At 52.6% G+C, this 1135-nt stretch carries 1 rRNA gene; it reads right to left on the reverse strand.

The annotated features are described in order from the left end of the window. Positions 1-107: 107 nt before the first annotated feature. Positions 108-1135, reverse strand: a 23S ribosomal RNA gene (locus tag ABHN01_RS02725); the annotation flags it as partial.

Genomic DNA, 1135 nt, shown 5'->3' on the forward strand with positions numbered 1-1135 from the left:
TCCGGAGAGTCGTCGTTTGCTTCCTCGAATATGTTGTCGCTGACAAACCTTTGTTTGAGGCATATTCCCTCAAAACTAGATAACTTCATCCAAACTTCTGATTAATTAAGGATAAGCCCTCGACCGATTAGTATCTGTCAGCTCCACGTGTCACCACGCTTCCACACCAGACCTATCAACCTCATCATCTCTAAGGGGTCTTACTCACTTGACGTGATGGGAAATCTCATCTTGAGGGGGGCTTCATGCTTAGATGCTTTCAGCACTTATCCCGTCCACACGTAGCTACCCAGCTATGCCCCTGGCGGAACAACTGGTACACCAGCGGTGTGTCCATCCCGGTCCTCTCGTACTAAGGACAGCTCCTCTCAAATTTCCTGCGCCCGCGACGGATAGGGACCGAACTGTCTCACGACGTTCTGAACCCAGCTCGCGTACCGCTTTAATGGGCGAACAGCCCAACCCTTGGGACCTACTTCAGCCCCAGGATGCGATGAGCCGACATCGAGGTGCCAAACCTCCCCGTCGATGTGGACTCTTGGGGGAGATAAGCCTGTTATCCCCAGGGTAGCTTTTATCCGTTGAGCGATGGCCCTTCCATGCGGAACCACCGGATCACTAAGCCCGACTTTCGTCCCTGCTCGACTTGTAGGTCTCGCAGTCAAGCTCCCTTGTGCCTTTACACTCTGCGAATGATTTCCAACCATTCTGAGGGAACCTTTGGGCGCCTCCGTTACGATTTAGGAGGCGACCGCCCCAGTCAAACTGCCCACCTGACACTGTCTCCGAACCGGATCACGGTTCCAGGTTAGAATTTCAATACAGTCAGGGTAGTATCCCACCGACGCCTCCATCGAAGCTGGCGCTCCGACTTCTCAGGCTCCTACCTATCCTGTACAAACTGTACCAAAATCCAATATCAAGCTGCAGTAAAGCTCCATGGGGTCTTTCCGTCCTGTCGCGGGTAACCTGCATCTTCACAGGTACTATAATTTCACCGGGTCTCTCGTTGAGACAGTATCCAAGTCGTTACACCTTTCGTGCGGGTCGGAACTTACCCGACAAGGAATTTCGCTACCTTAGGACCGTTATAGTTACGGCCGCCGTTTACTGGGGCTTCAATTCAGAGCTTCTC

Source organism: Fictibacillus sp. NRS-1165 (genome assembly GCF_050468105.1).
GTDB lineage: Bacteria > Bacillota > Bacilli > Bacillales > Fictibacillaceae > Fictibacillus_C > Fictibacillus_C terrinigri.